A 17,816-nucleotide genomic window follows, 5' to 3' on the forward strand; every position below is an offset into this window, starting at 1 on the left:
TAAGGGCTCCGCCCTTAGTGGGGGTCGAGGGGGCAAAGCCCCCCGCCTTGCTCACCCAAAGCGCCCCCCAAGACGGCAAGCATCAGGTTATCACGCGGAGGCCAAGGACCGGGCGTGTTGGAGGTCGGCGACGAAGGCGGTGTAGGCGGTTTGTTGGGTGGCGGGATCGGGCAGGCGCAGCAGGTAGGCGGGGTGGGTTGTGACGAAGCCGGCCTGGCCGTCGAAACTGATGGGGCCGCGGTTGCGCAGCAGCGGCAGGGGCTGGCCGGTGAGGGCGAGCAGAGCCGTCGCGCCGAGGGCCACGACCAGTTTGGGCTGCACGAAGCCGAGTTCCTGCATCAGCCACCAGCGGTAGTGTTTCACTTCGCTGGTGGTGGGGGATGCGTGCAGCCGGCGTTTGCCGCGTTGCTGGTATTTGAAATGTTTGACGGCGTTGGTGAGGTAGGTGGTGGTGCGATCGATTCCGGCCTCGGCGAGGGCGCGATCGAGCATTTGGCCGGCCGGGCCGACGAAGGGGCGGCCGGCGTTGTCTTCGGCGTCGCCCGGTTGTTCGCCGACCAGCATGATGGCCGCCCCGATCGGGCCTTCGCCGAGCACCGCGCGGGTTGCGCCTGGTACGAGGCTGGGGGCGGCGGCGATGATGCGGTTGAGATCGGCGAGGGTTTTCGGGTTTTGCTTGGCCATTGCGGCCACCGCCAGCGCGGGGTCGCGGTGGATCGGGGGGGCGGCTTCGCGTGCGACCATATCGCGCAGCCGCTCCGGTGCGCCGCGCACGAGGGCCGGGATCAGGCGCGCTTCGGGCAGGTTGTGCCAGTATTTGCCGGCCATTTCGCTGCGCATCGCGACCGTGTTGAGCCGTGCGGGATTGAAGATGCTTTCGTAATAGCTGCACCAGCCGGCTTCGAACGCGTCATCGGCCGGCAGGTGGTCTTTGGTGCCTGGGCCGCCGATGGCGAGGCGTTCGGTATCCCAGAACAGCGAGCCGACCGGGGTCAGGATGGCCCAGATCATGCTGCGGAATCGTTCGACGAAGAACCCCGCCGTCGCTTCGACGATGTAATGATCCGGCTCGAACCAGGCGATGTAGCGTGCCGTGCCATCGGGTCCGATGGTTTCGCGAAACCGCACGAAGGCGTGCATTTTGTGCAGATCGCGGCGGATGGCTTTGCGCATCGTCTCGAGGCGGCGGACCAGCGGGTCGGCGGGGTTGGCGAGCAGAGCGGGCTCGCCATGGCGCATCCGCCAGATCAGCCGATACAGCAGCGCGTAGCGTTCGGGGTCACGATGGCAGACCACCGGCGTGATCATCGCAGCGAGCGCCCGCGGCAGCATGACCGGTGGCGCATCGCCCGCGAGGCTGCCGCCGAACAGATCGCCCGCATCCGGCGTGCCCCAGACCACCGCATCCGGCGCGATATCGGCGGCGAGCAGGCGCCGGACTGCGAGGCGAAATCCGTCCTGGTCGGCGCCGGCGGCGAGGGTGACGGCTGTGTTCAATCGAACAGGCTCGGTTGCACCGGCGGTGCGATCAGGCTCTGGCGCAGATCGGCGCGGTCGATCAGCCGGGTGGGGCGATGATCGAGCGTGATCAGGAACGGTCGCAGTCGTTTGAGCCCGCTGGTCAGGCGGGCGATGTCATCGAGCCGCAGGCGCATGTGCCGGCGTGCCGCGAGGATTTTATCGACCGCCCTTGTGCCCAGCCCCGGCACCCGCAACAGCATTTCGCGCGGCGCGGTGTTCACATCGACCGGGAACAGCGCGCGGTGCTTCAGCGCCCAGGCGAGTTTCGGGTCGATATCGAGGTCGAGCATACCGGCATCGCCGCCTTCGGTGATTTCGGGCACGGTGAAGCCGTAGTAGCGCAGCAGCCAGTCCGCCTGATACAGCCGGTGTTCGCGTTGCAACGGTGGCGATTTCGCGGGCAGGAACCGGCTTGCCTCCGGGATCGGGCTGAAGGCGGAATAATAGACCCGCTTGAGCGCGTAGTTTTTGTACAGCGATGCGCTGGTGGTGAGCACGACATCGTCGGTCGCGGTATCGGCGCCGACGATCAATTGCGTGCTCTGCCCGGCCGGCGCGAAACGCCGGCGTTCCTCCTTCGCTTCGACGATGCGTTCGCGCATCTGCCCCATCGCGGTCTTGATGGTCGCGGTATTCTTTTCGGGCGCCAGATCTTCGAGGCTTTTCTGCAGCGGCAATTCGAGATTGATCGACAGCCGATCGGCGAACAGCCCGGCCTGCTCGATCAGCCAGGGATTGGCCTCGGGGATGGTTTTGAGATGGATGTAGCCGGCGAATCCGTGCTCGTTGCGCAGGGTTTTCGCCACCAGCATCATTTGTTCCATTGTGTAATCGGGCGATCGGATGATGCCGGACGAGAGGAACAGCCCTTCGATATAGTTGCGCTTGTAAAAACCGATGGTGAGGGAAACCACCTCCGCCACCGTGAAGCGGGCGCGTTTGGTGTTCGAGGAGCGGCGATTGATGCAATAGGCGCAGTCGAACAGGCAGTAATTGGTCAGCAGGATTTTCAGCAGCGAAATGCAGCGACCATCGGGCGTGTAGGAGTGGCAGATGCCCGAGCCGGTGGTCGAGCCGATGCCGTTTTTACCTGCCGCGCGTTTTTTGCCGCCGGACGAGGCGCAGGAGGCATCGTATTTCGCGGCATCGGCCAGAATCCGCAGTTTTGTGTCGAGCGCTTCATCCATCGATCGAACCATCAATCATTTGTTCACTATATGTTCGTAAAATCACGGTTGCAAGAGGAGGTTGTCAGCCCGCAGGTCCCGCCCACTCGACAAGCGCCCGGCGTTTGGCCAAAACCACCGCAACGGATGGAGACCCCCTTTATGAGCCAAACCTATATCGATGCCGGCAGCATCAAAATTGCCGCACCGCTGCACCAGTTCATCGCCACCGAAGCGCTGCCCGGCACCGGGCTCGAGCCGAGCGAATTCTGGCGTGGCTTCAGCGCGCTGATCGCCAAGCACGCGCCGCGCAATGCCGAACTGATGGCCGAGCGTGACCGTTTGCAGACCGCGATCGATCAGTGGCATCGCACCCACAAGGCGCAGCCGATCGATCAGGCGGCGTATCAGGCGTTTCTGCGTGAAATCGGCTATCTGCAGCCGGAGCCTTCGACGTTTGCGGTCAGCACCAGCACGGTCGATGCGGAAATCGCCACCATCGCCGGTCCGCAGCTGGTGGTGCCGGTGATGAACGCGCGCTACGCGCTGAACGCCGCCAACGCGCGCTGGGGCAGCCTGTACGATGCGCTCTACGGCACCGATGCGATCGCCGAATCCGATGGTCAGGCGCGCGGCAAGACCTATAATGAAAAGCGCGGTGCCGCCGTGGTTGCACGCGGGCGCGCGTTTCTCGATGCGAATTTTCCGCTCTCGGTCGGCAGCCACAAGGAAGCGCGCGGCTATCACATCCATAACGGCCATCTCGCGATCGTGCTGGAACGCGGTGAAACCGGCATCAAGCACGGCGCGCAATTCGCCGGCTACCGCGGCGATCCGGCAAAGCCGACCGCGATCCTGCTGCGCAACCACAATTTGTACGTCGAAATCGTGATCGATGCGACCAACACGATCGGCAAGACCGATCCGGCCGGCATCGCCGATCTGGTGATCGAATCCGCGATCAGCTCGATCATGGATGCCGAGGACAGCGTCGCCGCGGTGGATGCCGAGGACAAGGTGCTGGTCTATCGCAACTGGCTCGGTCTGATGAACGGCACGCTCGAAGAGCAGGTCGAAAAAGGCGGCACGCGCTTCACCCGCCGCCTCGCCGCCGATCGGGTCTACACCGCGCCGGATGGCACCGAATTCGCACTGCCCGGCCGGGTGCTGATGCTGATCCGCAATGTCGGGCACCATATCTATACCGATACCGTGCTCGATGCCGCCGGCAACCCGATCCCCGAGACCATGCTCGATCTGGTGGTGACAGCGCTGTGCGGCCTGCACGACATCAAGCGCACCACGGGGGTCAAAAACTCGCGCGCCGGGTCGATTTACATCGTCAAGCCCAAGATGCATGGCGCCGATGAAGTCGCTTACGCCGATGCGCTGTTCGGTGCGGTGGAAACCCTGCTGCATCTGCCGGCGAACACGATCAAAATGGGCATTATGGACGAGGAACGCCGCACCTCGGCCAATCTCGCCGCCTGTATCGAGGCGGCACAGCACCGCATCTTTTTCATCAACACCGGCTTTCTCGACCGCACCGGCGATGAAATCCATACCTCGATCGAAGCGGGCCCGATGATCCGCAAGAACGAGATCAAGAACACGCCCTGGATCAAATCCTACGAGGATCGCAACGTCGATATCGGCATCGCCTGCGGCCTGCCCGGCCACGCCCAGATCGGCAAGGGCATGTGGGCGGCCCCGGATGCGATGGCCGCGATGCTCGAGCAGAAAATCGGCCATCCGCGCGCCGGCGCCAACACCGCCTGGGTGCCATCGCCCACCGCGGCGACGCTGCATGCGCTGCACTACCACATGGTCGATATCGCTGCCCGCCAGGCCGAGCTGAAATCCCGCCCGATGGGATCGCTGAATGATCTGCTGATGATCCCGCTGGCCGGCCGGCCGAACTGGCAGCCGGACGATATTCAGCAGGAGCTCGACAACAATGCGCAGGGCATTCTCGGCTATGTGGTGCGCTGGATCGACCAGGGCATCGGCTGCTCGAAAGTGCCGGACATTCATAACGTGGCGCTGATGGAAGACCGCGCGACCCTGCGGATTTCCGCCCAGCACATCGCCAACTGGTTGCACCACGGCATCGTCACCGAGGCGCAGGTGATGGCGACGATGAAGCGGATGGCCGCGGTGGTCGATGGCCAGAACGCCGGCGATGCGCTCTACAAGCCGATGGCGCCGGGTTTCGACGGCATCGCGTTCCAGGCCGCCTGCGACCTGGTGTTCAAGGGCCGCACCCAGCCGAACGGTTATACCGAATTCATCCTGCATGACCGGCGCCGGGAGGCCAAAGCCGCCGCCTGACGCCGGCCGCATGATCACGGTGACGTGATTGGACGGACCGTAACATTCCGCCTCCTAATCGGTTTCCGATTAGGGGGGATGTTTGTGAATTTTGCTTTTGTGCTGGCTGGTATCGTGATGATGCTGGCCTTGGGCGGTTGTGCTTCATCGGGCGTGTGCAAACCCAAGCCGGTTGCCCTGCTCAACACCGCCTTTCCGAACAGCCCGATGCCGATCGTCCGCGCGCGGATGAACGGGTTGCCGGTGGATATCATGATCGATACCGGTGGCGCGTTTTCCAGCGTGACACCGTCGGTCGCCACCGCGCTCAATCTGCCGGTCGAGGCCAGCAAATCGCTGCTGGTCGCCGGAGCGGGCGGGTCGACGTTCACCTCGGTCGCGACGGTGCGCGATTTTCAACTCGGTGCTGCGCGCGGCAGCAAGATCCTGCTGCCCGTGCTCGCGTTGTCGGACCACAAACTGCCCGATGGGCGGCATCTCGGCGGCCTGATCGGCAACGACATCCTGCGTTATTACGATATCGACATCGACCTGCCGGCGCAGCAGGTGTTTCTGGTCGATACGTTCGATTGCGGCACGATCGTGCCATGGAGCGGTGCGCTACACCCGGTCGATTTCGGCAAGGCGGGCAACGGCGCACCGAAATTCCCGGTGACGCTGGATGGTCATCGCCTGACCGCGATTCTTGATACCGGTGCGGCAAGCAGTTTTCTGTCGGAATACCTGTTCCACGCCTCCGGCCTCGCGCCACAGATCGTGGGGGAGCGGAAATACAGCGGCGTCGGCAACCAGATCTTCATCGCAAAACTGTACCGCTTCAAGACGCTCATCTTTGGCGGGCTCGTCTGGCATCACCCGATCATTGCCGTCGGTGGTCATCTGGCGCAGATCGACAATCGTCTGGTGATCGGCGACAATCTGACCGCCCGCCACGAGATCTACATCTCGAACACCACAGATCAATTATTTGCAAGATAACGAATAAAAGTTTTTTGGCTCTTTTTTACAAAAAAGAACCCTTCTTTTACAGAATAAACCGATCCCCGAGATAAACCCGCCGCACATCCGGATGCGCGACAACCTCATCCGGCAGGCCCTCCATCAAAACCTGCCCGTCGTGCAAAATATAGGCCCGGTCGATCACTTCGAGCGTCTCGCGCACATTATGGTCGGTGATCACCACGCCGAGGCCGCGGTCCTTGAGTTGGGTGACCATGTCGCGGATTTCACCGACCGCGATGGGATCGATTCCGGCCAGCGGTTCATCGAGCAGGATGTAGCTTGGGCCGGTGGCGAGCGCGCGGGCGATTTCGACGCGGCGGCGTTCACCGCCCGACAGCGCGATGGCCGGGGTGCGCCGCAGGTGCAGAATGCTGAATTCCGCCAGCAACTCGGTCAGCATCGCATCGCGCCGGTCGCGGTCGTCTTCGACCACTTCCAGCGCCGCCATGATGTTCTGCTCCACCGTCAGGCCGCGAAACACGCTCGCCTCCTGCGGCAGGTAGCCAACCCCCAGGCGGGCGCGGCGATACATCGGCAGGGTCGAGATATCCGCGCCATCCAGCACGATCGAGCCGGTATCCGGCTGGATCAGCCCGACGATCATGTAGAACGTCGTCGTCTTGCCCGCGCCGTTCGGCCCGAGCAGCCCGACCACCTCGCCGCGCCGCAGCGTGACCGACACGTTGCGCACCACGGGGCGTTTGCGAAAGCTTTTGCCAAGACCGGTCGCCACCAGCCCCGTCCCCGATGGGATCGAAATCATACCGGCCGGCTCCCGATACCCGCCCTCGCTGACGCGCGATTGCTCGTTCATGAACCCGGTTTCCGCGCAGATTGCGGCGACTTCGCGGCAGGTCCGGGGGCGGAATTGGGCAGCACCATGCCCTCGACGCGATGGCCCTTGGTCGCCATCAGTGTCGCGATGCCGGTCTTCATGTTCACCTGGCCGCGCTGCCCGGCCAATTCGTTCGGTCCGTGCGTGATATGCACATCGCCGGTCAGGATCGCGATGCCGGTCGCCGGATGATACACGCCGTGCTCACCGGTCGCGATATCGGTCGCCGTCCGCACCACGACATGCCCGACCGCAACCACCTTGCGCAGCTTGCTCGCCTGATCGTCCGGATCGGACGGTGGTTTCGCCGCGGCGACACCCGGCGGCGCGGCTGCGACGAAATAGCCAGTCAGCGTATCGGCCGCGATCGATCGCTGGTCGTTCGTCACGATCAGCGCGTCGCCGATCGCCACCGCCTTGCGCTCCTGCGACCAATACTGGATCTGATCGCGCGCGGTCACAGTGTCGGTCGGCGTGGTCAGCTTCAGGTGCTTGCCGGTCAGGACCAATTCGTGCCGGTCCATATGGAACACCGCGAGATCGCCGAACGCCTGATCGGTCGCGGTGAAAATATGCACATTGCCGACGGCATCGAGCTGGGTGATCTGCGACGAGCCGGAATCGAGCCCGCCCAGCCCACCATCGGTCGCGGCGGGCTTGGTCGCGGGCGGCATGGTGCCCGTTTTCGGCTGATAATGCGCGACCAGTTGGTTAGCCGTCACCGTCACCTTGCCGCGCACGGCCTGGGCGCTGCCCATCGCCGTCACGGTGTGCGCCGTCTGGTTCCAGGCGATGCCGTTGCTCGCGGTGATGTTGATCGGCACCGGCGTCGGGCCGGAGCCGCCGTCGAAGCCGAGGGATTGGGCTTGGGCGGCTGCGGGTGCTGCGAACGCCAGAAAGAGAAGGAAGGAAGCACTTCTTTTTTTGGAAAAAAAGAAGCAAAAAAACTTTCCAACCATCAGTCCGTGCTGGTGCAACCGCCCATGGCCCAGATTAACAAAAGTTTTTTGCTGCTTTTTTACAAAAAAGCAGTCCTTGCCTTGCCTTACCGTCACGATCCGCCCCCAACGGCCGGAACCGCAACCTGATCAAGCACCACGTGCGAAGCGCCCTTGAACAAAATATCGCTGCCATGATTGGTCGCAACGAAGCCGTCCTGCGCGTGCAGCGTGCCGAACGGGCCGAACGCCTTGACCGGATCGGAGCCCTTGGCTGAGCCGCCCTTGATATCGATCGCGGCGCGGCTGGTGTGCAGGATCGTGCCGTCCTGGCGGTACAGCGTCACCTTGCCGGCCAGATCGAGCAACTGGCTGTTCTGGTGATACAGGCCGTGGCGCGCGTTCAGCATCAGCCAATTGCCGGATTTGGTGGTCAGGTCGCCCTTCGGCGCCACCAGGTTCAGCCGGCCCTGCGTGACCTGGATGACGCGCTGCGTCGTGATCGTGAATTTCTCGCCCTGCGCATCCACGCCGCGATACCGCGCCGTGCTCATGCGCGAAAGCGGCGCGCCGGCCGCAATCGCCTGTTTCTTGTACGAAATCCGGCCGATCGCAGCGCCGTTGCGCAGGTTGGGCAGCACCGCCAGCGCGGTGATCAGCACGGCGGCCGCCGCTGGCAGCGTATATTTGAAAATCGACACCGTGCGGCGGTGGCGTCCCAGCACCGCGCGCTGTTCTTCGCGTGTGCGGCTGAGTGCGGCCAGAATGCCCTCGCTGGTCAGCAGCGACCCCGATTTTTTTTCACCGCGTGGATCGAGACGGACGGCGGCCCGTTCGGGTGCGATCGGCGGTGTCATGCTCACGCCACCCCGGCGCGCAGCAGATCATGCATATGCACGATCCCGATCACGCGCCGCGCCGCATCGACCACGAACAGCGACATTACTTTGGGTTCCAGCGCCGTCATGTCGTGCAGCGCGTCTTCGGCGAGCGCCGCCGCGCCGATCACGCGGGGTGTGCGCGTCATGATGGCATCGGCGCGCCGGCCCAGGAACTCCGGGCCCATCGCGCGGCGCATATCGCCATCGGTGACGATGCCGAGAAGCGTGCCAGCCGGATCGACGATGCCGAGGCAGCCGAAATGCTTTTCCGTGATCAGCAGAATCGCCTGGTCCATCGTGGTATCGGGCCCGGCGAGCGGGATGGCGGCGCCGGTGTGCATCAGATCACTGACCCGCTTGAGCCGCGCGCCGAGCTTGCCGCCAGGATGGAACGAGGAAAAATCCGCCGCCGTAAAGCCGCGCCGACATAGCAGCGTGACGGCCAGCGCATCGCCCAGCGCCATCTGCATGGTGGTGCTGGTGGTCGGCGCCAGGCCGATCGGCCCGGCCTCCGGCGCGTTCGGCAGCAGCAGCACCTGCGTTGCCGCGCGCGCCAACGTGCTGTCGGCGCGCGCGGTGATCGCGATCAGCGGCAGGGCAAACCGCCGCGCATGGGTCACGATATCGGCGAGTTCCGCCGCTTCACCGGAATTGGACAGGGCCAGCACGACATCGCCCGGCACGATCATGCCGAGGTCGCCGTGGCTCGCCTCCGCCGGATGGACGAACAGGGCAGGGGTACCGGTCGAAGCCAAGGTCGCTGCGATTTTGCGGGCGACATGGCCGGATTTGCCCATGCCGGTCACCACCACGCGGCCGCCTGCTGCGTGCAGCAGCGAAACCGTGGCCGAGAACCCCGCACCCAGCGTGCCGGCCAGTGCTTTCAGCGCGTCGGCCTCGGTGCTCAGCACGTCGCGCGCGACCGCGAGATCGCGCGCAACCGACGCCAATTCGTCATCGCCGCCCCCGGCCATGCGGCCGATGCGGGGATGATCCAATGTCTGCCTCAGACTCATGATCCTGTATGGGACGATGGATCGCGTCGGGTCAACTGATCAGGGCGCAACCAAGTGTAATCGGTCGCGCGCTCAACGGTGGCTGAACAGGTCCGGGTCCTCATAGCCCAGCAGGTCGAGCCGGCCGCGCATCGGCAGGAAATCGTAGCAGGCCTGGGCGATATCGCGCCGGTTTTCCCGCACCAGCAACCCATCGAGCTTCGCCCACAGCGCGTGCAGATGCAGCACGTCTGATGCGGCATAGGCGCATTGCTCGGCGGTCAGTTCGGGTGCGCCCCAATCGCTGGTCTGCTGCTGCTTGGACAGATCGACGCCGATGAGATCGCGGCACAAATCCTTCAACCCATGCCGGTCGGTGTAGGTGCGGATCAGTTTCGAGGCGATTTTGGTGCAGATCACCGGCGCGGTCATCACGCCGAGCCCATTGTAGAGTGCGGCGACATCGAATCGGGCGAAGTGAAAAATCTTGATCACGTCCGGGTTGGTCAACAGCGCCTTCAAATTGGGGCAATCAGCCCCACGGCCGCCCATCGCCGGCGGAATGATCTGGACCAGATGCGCGGTACCATCACCGGCCGATAGCTGCACCAGGCAGAGCCGGTCGCGCCTGGGGTCGAGGCCCATGGTTTCGGTATCGATCGCGACCATCGCGCCGAACGTGATGCCATCCGGCAGATCGTGGCGATGGATGTGAATGGTCGCGCCGGCGGCAAACTGCGTCTGGCTCATGTGATTTTCCAACAAATTTGTAAGGATCGGCCTGGCGCCCCACTGAAATGCCCCACCAAAATGCCCAGGAGAAGACTCGAACTTCCACAGCCTTGCGGCCACAGGCACCTGAAGCCTGCGCGTCTACCATTTCGCCACCTGGGCATGGGGGCTTTCGAGCGCCGCACCACGAGGCGGCAACCGATGAGCCGCGCTTTAGCGAAGCCGCCTGCGCCCGTCAATGCGCCAAGCCGCGGGCAGTTGTCTTGCCGCGGGTGATCGTGCGACCATTTTATAGAGCAACCCCAGGAGATTTCATGGCATCGCGCAAGATCGCAACGGTTTTCGGCGCCTCCGGTTTTATCGGCCGCTACGTGGTCAAGCGCCTGGCTGATCAGGGCTATATGGTCCGCGCCGCGATGCGCGATACCGAGGCCGGGGCGTTTCTGCGCCCGCTCGGCGGCGTCGGGCAGATCGTGCCGCTCTATGCGCCGCTCGATAACGAGGCGGCGGTGCGCCGGTCGGTCGAGTCGGCGGATGTGGTGATCAATCTGGTCGGGATTCTGGCCGAGCGGCGGCGCGGCGATTTCGAGCGCGTGCAGCACGCCGGTGCCGGCATGATCGCGCGCCTTGCGGCGGCGGGCGGCGTTGCCCGGCTGATCCAGATCTCGGCGATCGGCGCCGACCCCACCAGCGCCAGCCAATACGCACGCAGCAAGGGCGCCGGCGAACTTGCGGTGCGCGCCGCATTTCCGACCGCGACGATCCTGCGCCCCTCGATCGTGTTCGGGCCGGAGGATCAGTTTTTCAACCGGTTCGGCGCGATGGCGGCGATCTCGCCCGCTTTGCCGGTGATCGAAGGCGAAACCCGATTCCAGCCGGTCTATGTTGGTGATGTCGCACAGGCGGTCATGGCGGCGCTCGCGCAGCCGGACACAATGGGCCAGACCTATGAGCTCGGCGGGCCGGACATCGAAACCTTCCGCGCGCTGATGGCCTATATCCTGCATGAGACCGGCCGGCACCGCGCGTTGATCGCGCTGCCGCGCTGGCTCGCAGGTCTGCAGGCGAGCGTGCTGGAACATCTGCCGGGCAAACTGCTCACGCGCGATCAATTATTGCTGCTGCGCCGGGACAATGTGGTCTCCCCCGGCGCGCTGACGCTGGCGAGCCTCGGCATCACGCCGACGCCGATCCGCCTGATCGTGCCCGATTACCTGCGCCGCTACCGGGTCGGCGGCAAGGGAAAACCGAGCTGAATTGGCGATAGGTCCGATTATGATCCTATTTATCGGCGCGCCCGGTGATCAGCGTAGCGCGCAATGCAGAAAAACAACGAACTATAATACCGGTCCTGTCGTATAAGTAAAATATTGCTGGCATCGGCCCGTTTGATCGGATAAACGAAATCCGAACAGTAAAATAACGGAAACGGAGTTGTGCCGATGACCGAGCACATGCAGCAATTCGTGCGCCTGCCGCAGCAACCGCCCCAAAAACGCGGCGTGGTGGAGCGCCGCGAGGATTTTGGCGAGATCTATCGGGAGTTCGATCAGGCCGGCGCCGCCGCCCAGGCGAGCCGTTGCAGCCAATGCGGGATTCCGTTCTGCCAGATCCATTGCCCGCTCGGGAACAACATCCCCGACTGGCTGAAACTCTCCGCCGAGGGACGGTTGGAGGAGGCGTATGAAATCTCCGCCGCGACCAACACCTTCCCCGAAATCTGCGGCCGCATCTGCCCGCAGGACCGGCTGTGCGAAGGCAATTGCGTGATCGAAAAGGGCTTCGAGAGCGTGACCATCGGCGCGGTCGAGCGCTTCATCACCGATACCGCGTTCGAGCAGGGCTGGGTCCGCCCGATCCGCCCGCGGCGCGAACGCGCGCAGTCGATCGGCATCATCGGCGCCGGCCCGGCCGGTCTCGCGGCCGCCGAGGCGCTGCGCCGCCAAGGCTATCAAATCCATGTCTACGACCGGCACGACCGGATGGGCGGCTTGCTGATCTATGGCATTCCCGGCTTCAAGCTGGAAAAACCGATCGTCGAGCGCCGCCGCCTATGGCTGGAAGACGGCGGCATTCAGTTTCACCTGAACCAGGACATCGGCGGCGCACTGAGCTTTGAAGCACTGCGCGGCCGACACGATGCCGTGCTGATCGCAACCGGGGTCTACAAAGCCCGCGAAATCGCGGCCCCCGGGTCCGGCCTGCACGGCATCGTGCCGGCGCTCGATTACCTGATCGCCTCGAACCGCAAGGGATTGGGCGACGACGTGCCGGATTACGACTCCGGCCTGCTCAACGCCGCCGGCAAGCGCGTGGTGGTGATCGGCGGCGGCGATACCGCGATGGATTGCGTGCGCACCGCCATCCGCCAGGACGCCGCCTCGGTCACCTGCCTGTACCGGCGCGACCGGGCGAACATGCCCGGCTCGATGCGCGAGGTCACCAACGCGATCGACGAGGGCATCGAATTCACCTGGCTCGCCGCACCCGAAGCGTTTCTGGGCGGTGATCACGTCACCGGCGTGCGCGCGGTGCGGATGCACCTCGGCCTCGCCGATGCATCGGGCCGGCAGATCGTCGAACCGGTTGTCGGATCGTCCTTCACGATCGAGGCCGATCTGGTCATCAAGGCCCTGGGATTCGACCCCGAAGACCTGCCCGGTGCCTTCAACGAGCCCGGTCTGGCACTGACCCGTTGGGGAACCTTGAAGGTTGGCTCGAAGGATTTCATGACCGCGCTGCCCGGCGTATTTGCCGCCGGCGACATCGTGCGCGGCGCGAGCCTGGTGGTCTGGGCGATCAAGGACGGGCGCGACGCCGCGGCCGCGATGCATCAATATCTCGAACAGAGCGCGTCGTTCGCGACCGCAGCGGAGTGAATGCGATGACCGAAGAGACAGCAGCGGAATTTCTCGCAGCCTGGCACAGCAATGTCGCGAAACTCGCCGGCAGCTACGATCCCGCGCAGGAGCACGACAATTGCGGCGTCGGCCTGATCGCCGCCCTCGACGGCAAAAAGCGCCGCGATGTGGTCGTTGCCGGGATCAACGCGCTCAAGGCCGTCTGGCACCGCGGCGCGGTCGACGCCGATGGCAAGACCGGCGATGGCGCGGGAATTCACGTGGAAATTCCACAGGATTTCTTTGCCGATGCGGTGGAGCGCGGTGGCGACCGGATGCGCCAGGGCCCGATCGCGGTCGGCATGGTGTTCCTGCCCAAGACCGATCTTTCGGCGCAGGAGCGCTGCCGTCAGATCATCGAAACCGAGATCCTGAATTTCGGCTACCGCATCTACGGCTGGCGGCAGGTGCCGATCGATGTTGCGTGCATCGGCGAAAAAGCCAATGCGACGCGGCCGGAAATCGAACAGATCATGATCTGGAACGCGCTCGGCAAGGCCGAAGCCGATTACGAGCGCGATCTCTACATCATTCGCCGCCGCATCGAAAAATCCGCGATCGAGGCGCAGATTCCCGAACTCTATATCTGCTCGCTGTCATGCCGCTCGATCATCTACAAAGGCATGTTCCTTGCCCAGAGCCTGACCGAATTCTACCCCGATCTGCTCGATGATCGTTTCGTCTCGCGCTTTGCGATCTATCATCAACGCTATTCCACCAACACGTTCCCGACCTGGCGGCTCGCGCAGCCGTTCCGCACGCTCGCGCACAACGGCGAAATCAACACACTGGCCGGCAACGTCAACTGGATGAAAAGCCACGAGACCCGCCTGTCGGCCACCGTGCTCAACAATCATCTCGATGACATCAAGCCGGTGATCCAGGCCGGCAGCTCCGACACCGCGACGCTCGATGCCGTGTTCGAACTGCTGATCCACGGTGGGCGCGACGCGCCGATGGCAAAGACGCTGATGATTCCACCAGCGATGGGCAGCAATGCCACGATGAAAACCGCCCATCGCGACCTGATCGCCTATTGCAACGCGGTGATGGAACCGTGGGACGGCCCGGCCGCGATCACCGCGACCGATGGCCGCTTCGTCATCGCCGGGCTCGACCGCAACGGGTTGCGCCCGCTGCGCTTCACCAAGACCAGCGATGATCTGCTGATCATCGGCTCGGAAACCGGCATGGTGAAACTCGATGAAATCCGCATCATCGAACGCGGCCATGTCGGTCCGGGCGAGACCATCGCGGTCGATCTCGCCAGCGGCCGGTTTTATCACCACAACGAAATGATGGATGTGCTGGCGGCGCGCCAGGATTTCGGCGCCTGGACCAAGCGGATCACCGTGATCGATCATATCGTGAAAACCGATGCGCCGGAGCCCGTGCTGTTCGCCGGCGAAGACCTCCGCCGCCGCCAGCTCGGTGTCGGCTACACGCTCGAGGAACTCGAACTGATCCTGCACCCAATGGTCGAGGACGCGGGCGAGGCGATCGGCTCGATGGGCGATGACACGCCGATCGCCGTGTTATCGGAGCGTTATCGTGGCCTGCACAATTACTTCCGGCAGAATTTTTCGCAAGTGACCAATCCCGCGATCGACAGCCTGCGGGAATCGCGCGTGATGTCGCTCAAGACCCGGCTCGGCAATCTGGGCAACGTGCTCGATGAAGATTCCGAGCAATGCGATCTGTTGCAGCTGGACAGCCCGGTTTTGTCGACCGCCGAGTTCGATGCGATGCGCCGCACCATGGGTGTGAACGCCTGCGTGGTCGATTGCACGTTTCCCGTCGCCGCCGGCGAGGCCGGGTTGCGCGCCGCCATCGAACGCATCCGCCGCGAGGCCGAGGAAGGTGTGCGCGCCGGCCGCACTCATGTTATTCTGACTGACGAAGCCTTCAACGAAACCCACGCCCCGATCCCGATGATCCTCGCGACCGGCGCGGTGCACACGCATCTCGTGCGCCAGTCGCTGCGGACGTTCACCAGCCTGAACGTGCGCGCGGCGGAATGCATGGATGTGCATTATTTCGCCGTGCTGATCGGCGTCGGCGCCACCACGATCAACGCCTATCTCGCGCAGGAAAGCATCGCGGACCGCCATCGGCGCGGCCTGTTCGGCACGCTGTCGCTGAAAGATTGCGTCGGGCGCTACAAGAAAGCCGTGAGCAAGGGTCTGCTCAAGGTGATGTCGAAACTCGGCATCTCGGTGATTTCATCCTATCGCGGCGGCTATAATTTCGAGGCGATCGGCCTGTCGCGCGCTTTGGTCGCTGAGTTTTTCCCAGGCATGCTCTCGCGACCGCATGGGATTCCGATGCGGTGACCCTGCCGGTCGGTGGCGTGTATCGTCTGCGCCGCCAGGGCGAGACCCATGCGTTCGATGGCGGCATGGTGCACATGCTGCAAACCGCGGTCGCGACCGATAGCTACACGCTCTACAAAAAATACGCCGATGCCGTGCACAGCCAAGCCCCCGTCGCCCTGCGCGACCTGCTCGATTTCCGCCGCGAGGGGCTGACACCAATTCCGGTCGATGAGGTGGAGAGCATCACCGAGATCAGAAAACGCCTGTTGGCACCAGGCATTTCGCTCGGTGCCCTCTCGCCGGAAGCGCATGAGACGCTCTCGATCGCGATGAACCGGATCGGCGCACGATCGGATTCCGGCGAAGGCGGCGAAGATGCCGAGCGCGCGAAACCCCGCGCCAACGGCGATAACGCATCCTCCGCAATCAAGCAGATCGCGTCCGGCCGGTTCGGCGTCAACGCCGAATATCTCAACAACTGCCGCGAGATCGAGATCAAAGTGGCCCAGGGCGCCAAGCCGGGCGAGGGTGGCCAGCTGCCCGGCTTCAAGGTGACCGGCCTGATCGCCAAGCTGCGCCACGCGACACCGGGCGTCATGCTGATCAGCCCGCCGCCGCATCACGATATCTATTCGATCGAGGATCTGGCTCAGCTGATCTATGATCTGAAACAGATCAACCCGCAGGCCAGCGTCTGCGTGAAACTGGTTTCACGATCCGGAATCGGAACGATTGCTGCTGGCGTCGCCAAGGCAAAGGCTGATGCGATCCTGATTTCGGGCCATTCCGGCGGTACCGGCGCGAGCCCGCAAAGCTCGATCAAATACGCCGGCCTGCCCTGGGAAATGGGCCTGTCGGAAGCGCATCAGGTCCTGATGCTCAACCGCCTGCGCCACAAGGTGAAACTGCGCACCGATGGCGGCATCAAGACGGGGCGCGACGTGGTGATCGCCGCCATGCTCGGCGCCGAGGAATTCGGCATCGGCACCGCATCGCTCGTCGCCATGGGCTGCATCATGGTGCGGCAGTGCCATTCCAACACCTGCCCGGTCGGCGTGTGCACGCAAGATGAGGCGTTGCGTGCGAAGTTTGAAGGTACACCTGAGAAAGTCATCAATTTGTTCTCGTTCGTGGCCGAGGATGTCCGGCATATCCTGGCCTCGCTCGGCGTGCGCCATCTGGCGGATGTGATCGGGCGGACCGATTACCTGCACCAGGTCTCGCGCGGCTCTGAGATTCTCGACGATCTCGATCTGAACGCGATTCTCGCCCAGGCCGACCCCGGCCCGCACGCGCGCTACTGCACGCTCGAAGGCCGCAACGAAGTGCCCGAAACGCTCGATGCCCAGATGATCGCGGATGCCGGCGCGTTCTTCGAGCGCGGTGAAAAAATGCAGCTGCAATACGGCATCCGCAATACCCATCGCGCAATCGGTACCAAGTTTTCATCGCGCATCGTGCGGACCATGAAGGGCATGGACCTCAAGCCCGATCATGTCACCGTGCGCCTGCGCGGTGCGGCCGGCCAGTCGCTCGGCGCGTTCGCGGTCCAGGGGCTGAAACTGGAAGTCTTCGGCGACGCCAACGACTATGTCGGCAAAGGCCTGTCGGGTGCGACCATCGTGGTGCGCCCGGCACCATCCTCGAACATGATCAGCAACGAAAACACCATCATCGGCAACACCTGCCTCTATGGGGCCACGGCAGGTAAATTATTCGCCGCCGGCCAGGCGGGCGAGCGCTTCGCGGTCCGCAACTCCGGCGCCGTCGCCGTCATCGAAGGCTCAGGCTCGAACGCCTGCGAATACATGACCGGCGGCACCGTGGTCATTCTGGGTGCGACCGGCGATAATTTCGGCGCCGGCTTCACCGGCGGCATCGCCTTCGTCTACGACGCCAGCGATGATTTCGAGCTGCGGATCAACCCGGAAACACTATTATGGAACCGTGTTTCCGAGCCCTACTGGGCCGACCAACTGCGCGCCCTGGTCACCGAACACGCACGCGAAACCCAGAGCCGCTACGCCGAAGCACTGCTGAACGCATGGGACCGCACCATCCAGCACGTCTGGATGATCGTACCACGCGATTACGCAAAATTCCTGCCCGTGCCAATGATGACGGCAGACCGCGTGCTGGTGCCGGCGGAGTAATGCCGGTTGGTGGTAGGGGCGCTTGAAGTAAGCAAGGCCAGGGGCTC

At 63.9% G+C, this 17,816-nt stretch carries 11 protein-coding genes, 1 tRNA gene and 1 pseudogene; 5 read left to right on the forward strand and 8 right to left on the reverse strand.

The window, feature by feature from the left end; translation table 11 throughout:
- Nucleotides 1-90: 90 nt before the first annotated feature.
- A complete protein-coding gene (locus B7X49_RS01820; protein ID WP_286702831.1) occupies nt 91-1,497 on the reverse strand; it encodes a UdgX family uracil-DNA binding protein in 1,407 nt (468 codons plus the stop codon).
- Complete coding sequence (locus B7X49_RS01825) at nt 1,494-2,708, reverse strand: putative DNA modification/repair radical SAM protein (RefSeq protein WP_286702832.1); 1,215 nt, start codon at nt 2,706-2,708, stop codon at nt 1,494-1,496. The genes B7X49_RS01820 and B7X49_RS01825 overlap by 4 nt, the downstream gene beginning before the upstream one ends.
- A gap of 141 nt (nt 2,709-2,849) precedes the next feature.
- On the opposite strand from B7X49_RS01825, the gene B7X49_RS01830 reads away from it, so the two are divergent.
- Entirely contained in the window at nt 2,850-5,018 is a 2,169-nt protein-coding gene (locus B7X49_RS01830) for a malate synthase G (protein WP_286702833.1), read from the forward strand.
- Between the two features lie 84 nt (nt 5,019-5,102).
- Nucleotides 5,103-5,996 (forward strand): retropepsin-like aspartic protease, encoded by an 894-nt coding sequence (locus B7X49_RS01835; RefSeq protein WP_286838109.1) that lies wholly within the window; start codon nt 5,103-5,105, stop codon nt 5,994-5,996.
- A gap of 46 nt (nt 5,997-6,042) precedes the next feature.
- Here B7X49_RS01835 and lptB read toward each other — a convergent pair whose 3' ends face one another.
- The 6 genes from lptB to B7X49_RS01865 all read right to left on the reverse strand — a co-directional run bounded on the left by lptB (nt 6,043) and on the right by B7X49_RS01865 (nt 10,563).
- The gene (gene lptB / locus B7X49_RS01840; protein ID WP_286702847.1) at nt 6,043-6,783 is read right to left on the reverse strand and encodes an LPS export ABC transporter ATP-binding protein; all 741 of its coding nucleotides are present in this window, start codon (nt 6,781-6,783) and stop codon (nt 6,043-6,045) included.
- A 47-nt stretch (nt 6,784-6,830) separates the two neighbouring features.
- Nucleotides 6,831-7,814, reverse strand: a complete 984-nt coding sequence (locus tag B7X49_RS01845; RefSeq protein ID WP_286702834.1) for an LptA/OstA family protein — start codon at nt 7,812-7,814, stop codon at nt 6,831-6,833.
- A gap of 92 nt (nt 7,815-7,906) precedes the next feature.
- Nucleotides 7,907-8,650: an LPS export ABC transporter periplasmic protein LptC gene (gene lptC, locus B7X49_RS01850; protein WP_286702835.1), complete on the reverse strand. Its 744-nt coding sequence runs from the start codon at nt 8,648-8,650 to the stop codon at nt 7,907-7,909.
- Nucleotides 8,651-8,652: 2 nt separating this feature from the next.
- Nucleotides 8,653-9,648, reverse strand: coding sequence for an SIS domain-containing protein (locus tag B7X49_RS01855; protein WP_286702848.1), 996 nt, complete (start codon nt 9,646-9,648; stop codon nt 8,653-8,655).
- A 114-nt stretch (nt 9,649-9,762) separates the two neighbouring features.
- The gene (locus B7X49_RS01860; protein WP_286702836.1) at nt 9,763-10,419 is read right to left on the reverse strand and encodes a ribonuclease D; all 657 of its coding nucleotides are present in this window, start codon (nt 10,417-10,419) and stop codon (nt 9,763-9,765) included.
- Nucleotides 10,420-10,480: 61 nt separating this feature from the next.
- Nucleotides 10,481-10,563 (reverse strand) — tRNA-Leu (locus B7X49_RS01865).
- Nucleotides 10,564-10,715: 152 nt separating this feature from the next.
- Here B7X49_RS01865 and B7X49_RS01870 point away from each other — a divergent pair.
- The 3 genes and pseudogenes from B7X49_RS01870 to gltB all read left to right on the forward strand — a co-directional run bounded on the left by B7X49_RS01870 (nt 10,716) and on the right by gltB (nt 17,769).
- A complete protein-coding gene (locus tag B7X49_RS01870) occupies nt 10,716-11,657 on the forward strand; it encodes a complex I NDUFA9 subunit family protein (RefSeq protein WP_286702837.1) in 942 nt (313 codons plus the stop codon).
- A gap of 186 nt (nt 11,658-11,843) precedes the next feature.
- Nucleotides 11,844-13,280 carry an NAD(P)-dependent oxidoreductase gene (locus tag B7X49_RS01875; protein WP_286702838.1) on the forward strand — a complete coding sequence of 479 codons (1,437 nt, stop codon included), beginning with the start codon at nt 11,844-11,846 and terminating at the stop codon, nt 13,278-13,280.
- Between the two features lie 5 nt (nt 13,281-13,285).
- Nucleotides 13,286-17,769: pseudogene (gltB, locus tag B7X49_RS01880) on the forward strand (glutamate synthase large subunit).
- Nucleotides 17,770-17,816: the final 47 nt, after the last annotated feature.

Source organism: Acidiphilium sp. 34-64-41, from assembly GCF_002282635.1.
In the GTDB taxonomy this organism is placed as follows: Bacteria; Pseudomonadota; Alphaproteobacteria; order Acetobacterales; family Acetobacteraceae; genus Acidiphilium; species Acidiphilium rubrum.

Bases quoted from the DNA above. Each gene is read 5' to 3' on its own strand.
- B7X49_RS01825 (WP_286702832.1), bottom strand. From the start codon at position 2,708: ATGGATGAAGCGCTCGACACAAAACTGCGGATTCTGGCCGATGCCGCG.
- B7X49_RS01830 (WP_286702833.1), top strand. From the start codon at position 2,850: ATGAGCCAAACCTATATCGATGCCGGCAGCATCAAAATTGCCGCACCG.
- lptB (WP_286702847.1), bottom strand. From the start codon at position 6,783: ATGATTTCGATCCCATCGGGGACGGGGCTGGTGGCGACCGGTCTTGGC.
- B7X49_RS01845 (WP_286702834.1), bottom strand. From the start codon at position 7,814: ATGGTTGGAAAGTTTTTTTGCTTCTTTTTTTCCAAAAAAAGAAGTGCT.
- lptC (WP_286702835.1), bottom strand. From the start codon at position 8,650: ATGACACCGCCGATCGCACCCGAACGGGCCGCCGTCCGTCTCGATCCA.
- B7X49_RS01855 (WP_286702848.1), bottom strand. From the start codon at position 9,648: ATGGCCGGGGGCGGCGATGACGAATTGGCGTCGGTTGCGCGCGATCTC.
- B7X49_RS01860 (WP_286702836.1), bottom strand. From the start codon at position 10,419: ATGAGCCAGACGCAGTTTGCCGCCGGCGCGACCATTCACATCCATCGC.
- B7X49_RS01870 (WP_286702837.1), top strand. From the start codon at position 10,716: ATGGCATCGCGCAAGATCGCAACGGTTTTCGGCGCCTCCGGTTTTATC.
- B7X49_RS01875 (WP_286702838.1), top strand. From the start codon at position 11,844: ATGACCGAGCACATGCAGCAATTCGTGCGCCTGCCGCAGCAACCGCCC.